Annotated in this window: 4 protein-coding genes; 2 read left to right on the forward strand and 2 right to left on the reverse strand. The window is 70.8% G+C overall.

Going from position 1 to position 3,532, the window contains the following annotated elements:
- A partial coding sequence (locus B9G38_RS15310; RefSeq protein WP_143415514.1) for a hemolysin family protein occupies positions 1 to 872 on the forward strand: 872 nt, incomplete at its 5' end.
- Between the two features lie 173 nt (positions 873 to 1,045).
- Here the strand turns inward: B9G38_RS15310 and B9G38_RS15315 are convergent.
- Positions 1,046 to 1,777 (reverse strand): DUF5781 family protein, encoded by a 732-nt coding sequence (locus B9G38_RS15315; RefSeq protein ID WP_086215909.1) that lies wholly within the window; start codon positions 1,775 to 1,777, stop codon positions 1,046 to 1,048.
- Between the two features lie 164 nt (positions 1,778 to 1,941).
- On the opposite strand from B9G38_RS15315, the gene B9G38_RS15320 reads away from it, so the two are divergent.
- On the forward strand, positions 1,942 to 2,958 hold the full coding sequence (locus tag B9G38_RS15320) for a hypothetical protein (RefSeq protein ID WP_086220950.1): 1,017 nt from the start codon (positions 1,942 to 1,944) through the stop codon (positions 2,956 to 2,958).
- Between the two features lie 46 nt (positions 2,959 to 3,004).
- Here B9G38_RS15320 and B9G38_RS15325 read toward each other — a convergent pair.
- Positions 3,005 to 3,532, reverse strand: a 528-nt coding sequence (locus tag B9G38_RS15325; RefSeq protein WP_086220951.1) for a queuosine precursor transporter, incomplete at its 5' end; no start/stop codon positions are given.

Raw genomic sequence — 3,532 nt, forward strand, 5'->3', positions numbered from 1 at the left:
CGTACGTCACCCGCGACGAGATCCAGGACATCATCGAGACGGGCGAGCGCGAGGGCGTCATCGAGGAGGAGGAGCGGGAGATGCTCGACCGCATCTTCCGGTTCAACAACACCATCGCCAAGGAGGTGATGACGCCGCGGCTCGACGTCACCGCGGTCGCGAAGGAGGACTCCGTCGAGGAGGCGATCGAGACGTGTATCCAGGCCGACCACGAGCGCGTCCCCGTCTACGAGGGGAACCTCGACAACATCATCGGCGTGGTGACGGTGCGCGATCTGGTCCGCGAACTGCGCTACTCCGAGGGCCAGCCCTCCCTCGAGCGCGTCGTCAAGCCCACGCTCCACGTCCCGGAGTCGAAGAACGCGGACGAGCTGCTCGCGGAGATGCAGGAGAACCGCCTCCAGATGGTGACGGTCATCGACGAGTTCGGCACCACGGAGGGGATCATCACCTTAGAGGACATGGTCGAGGAGATCGTCGGCGAGATCCTCGAGGGCGACGAGGAGGCGCCGGTGGAGTTCGTCGACGACAACGTCGCGGTCGTCCAGGGCGAGGTGAACATCGACGAGGTCAACGAGATCCTCGGGATCGATCTCCCGGAGGGCGAGGAGTTCGAGACGCTCGCGGGCTTCGTGTTCAACCGCGCCGGGCGCCTCGTCGAGGAGGGCGAAGAGATCGAGTTCGACGAGATCCGGATCCGTATCGAGCGCGTCGACAACACCCGCATCATGTCCGCGCGCGTGACGGTCCTCGACGGCGACGCGGGGGCGGCGGACTCGAGCGCCCCGGTCGAGGCCACCGACTTGACCGACGAGACCGAGGCGGCGGAGACGGACGGCGAGGGCGGGCCCGCTCGGAACGACGCGGAATAGTCGCGGACTACGACATCTTCGGAGTTCGATGCGATTGTCTGTGGGTAGCTGACCGCGATTGTCAGTACGAACGTCAGAATATCCAGCCGTTCACTTATAAACAGCCATCACCGAAGCGGCGAAGACCACCGCCAAACCCCCTGCCGCACCACAGCCCCACGCCTCCTCGGCTTTCAAACGGCGTAGGCGCGGGCGGCCGCGACGAGCGCCTTCCGGTAGTCGCTCTCCGAGGGGTCGTGACCGAGGTCGAGGAACCGTGCTTTGAACGCGTCCACGTCGACGGCGTCGGTGTCGCTGCCGGCCGCGCGCGCGAGGTCGTAGATGCGGTGGTCGGGACCAGCGATGTCGTGTCGCTCCACGAGGGCGAGCGCGAACGCAGCGTTGACGGCGGTGATCTCCGGGTCGGCGCCCGCCGTCACCGGCGGTGAACCGGTACGAGACACGTCGGGGCGGTCCGCGACCGCGGCCGCCAGCGTCGATTCGAGGAAGCCGAGGAGCTTGTTCGCGGGCGCCACCGAGAGCGTGATGTCGTCGGCGTAGATGTCTTTCATGTGGTTCGCGATCTGGTAGCAGTGCGCGAGCTTGCGGCGCTCGACCTTCTCACCGGAGAGACCGAGGTACAACGCCTCTTCCGTGGACTGAAGGTGCGAGGGGTGTCCCTCCTCGTACCGGGCCATGTGCGCGAGCTCGTGGATCGCCAGTTCGCGCGCCATCGCGCTCGTGGCGGCCCGCCGGGAGACGTTCAGGACGTGGTGGTCGTCGTAGTGGCCGGCCCACGTCCGCTCGTCGGGGTCCTCGCGGACCACGACGCGGACCGGCGCCTCCACGGAGCGCTCGGTTTCGAAGAGGTCCGCGGCGCCGAGAAACGGGTCGGGAGGAACGTCCCCCTGAACGCGAAGATCCATGCGTACAGTTCACACGGGTGGCGGCGGTAAGTCTCTTGCGCTCGCGGACCCGGTTCGCGGCGCGCCGGCGCCCGGTTCCGACGACGACTCTCGCCCTCCCTAGGCGACTCGTTCCTCTCGGCGACCGGCGTACGCTTTTGAGCCCTCCCGACGAACGTCGAACCATGCGCGTCTACGCGGCGTACGACGACGGGCTCCGGATCGTCGACCCCGCGACCGGCGCGGTCGAGACTCGCCTCTCCGGCCAGCGCGTCGACTGTCTCTCCGTCGCGGACCCCGGCGACGGCGCGGCGGGAGCCGGAACCCGCGGTCCGCGCGTCCTCGCCGGGACCTTCGACGCGGGGCTGTTCCGCTCCGTCGACGGCGGCGAGCGGTTCGCGGGCGCGGCCGCGTCGACGCTCGGTCCCGAGGGGTCCGGCCCGGACGCGGTCACCGCGGTCGCGACGAGCCCGCACGACCCCTCGGTCGTCTGGATCGGCACGGAGCCCTCGCGCGCGTACCGCTCCGTCGACGGCGGCGAGACGGCGGCACTGGTCGGCGGGCTGACCGACCTGCCCTCGGCGTCCGAGTGGTCGTTCCCGCCACGACCCGACACGCACCACGTCCGGTGGATCGAACCCTGTCCCGCCGATCCGGACCGCTGGCTCCTCGGGATCGAGGCGGGTGCGCTCGCCGTGACGGCCGACGGCGGCGCGACGTGGACCGACCGCCCGCCGGGGTCGCGCCGCGACACCCACGCGATGGCGACGCACCCGGACGCCCCCGACCGCGTCTACGCCGCCGCCGGCGACGGCTTCGCCGAGAGCGACGACCGCGGCGACTCGTGGCGCGTCCGCGACGCCGGCCTCGACCACGGCTACGTCTGGGGGCTCGCGGTCGACCCCGGGGACCCCGACACCGCCTTGGTCAGCGCGGCCGCGAACGCGACGGCCGCCCACCGCCGCGGCGAGGCGCACCTGTACCGCTACCGTCGCAACGACGGATTTGGTCGCCTCGACGACCGCGGGTTCCCGACGGGGGACGGCACCTACCGGGCGGTGTTGGCGCCGGGCCGGAGCGCGGGGGAGATCTGGGCGCTCTCGAACCGCGGACTGTTCGTCACCCGCGACGCCGGCGGCTCCTTCGAGCAGGTCCCGGTCGACCTCCCCGACCGGGCGGCGCGGGCGCTGGCGGTCGGCTGAGATCTGCGGAAAGCGGAGCGAAGCGGGCCGGACGCGGGCGCGCCGGTCAGTTCCGGACCGCGCCGACGATCAGGTAGACGACCGGCGTGTCGAGGACGGCGATCGCGAGCTTCAGCAGGTACTGACCCAGTCCGAGCGCGAGCAGCGCCGGCGGGTCGAACACCGGCCCGACCCCGAGCAAGAGCGGGGCGGCGTAGAAGGCGACGCCGACGAAGATGGCGGTGTCTATCGCTTGGCTCGTGGCGGTCGAGCCGATGTTGCGGAGCCACAGCATTCCCTCGCCCGTGCGGTCGCGGATCGCGTGGAACACGAACACGTCCCAGTTCTGGCTCACGACGTACGCCAGCAGGCTGCCCGCGACGATGTTCGCCGCCGGTCCGAGCGCCGCCTGGAAGGCGGCGGACACCTCGGGGTCGACACCGGGCGCCGCGAGCGTCGACCACACCAGCGCTAACACGAGGAAGTTCGCGAGGAACGCGACGTTGACGACCACCTGCGTCGCGCGCCGGCCGTACAGCTCCGCGTAGCAGTCGGAGGCGAGGAACGTGAGCGCGTACGCGAGCGCGGCGCCGGG

The sequence above is a fragment of the Halorubrum sp. SD612 genome (genome assembly GCF_002135005.1).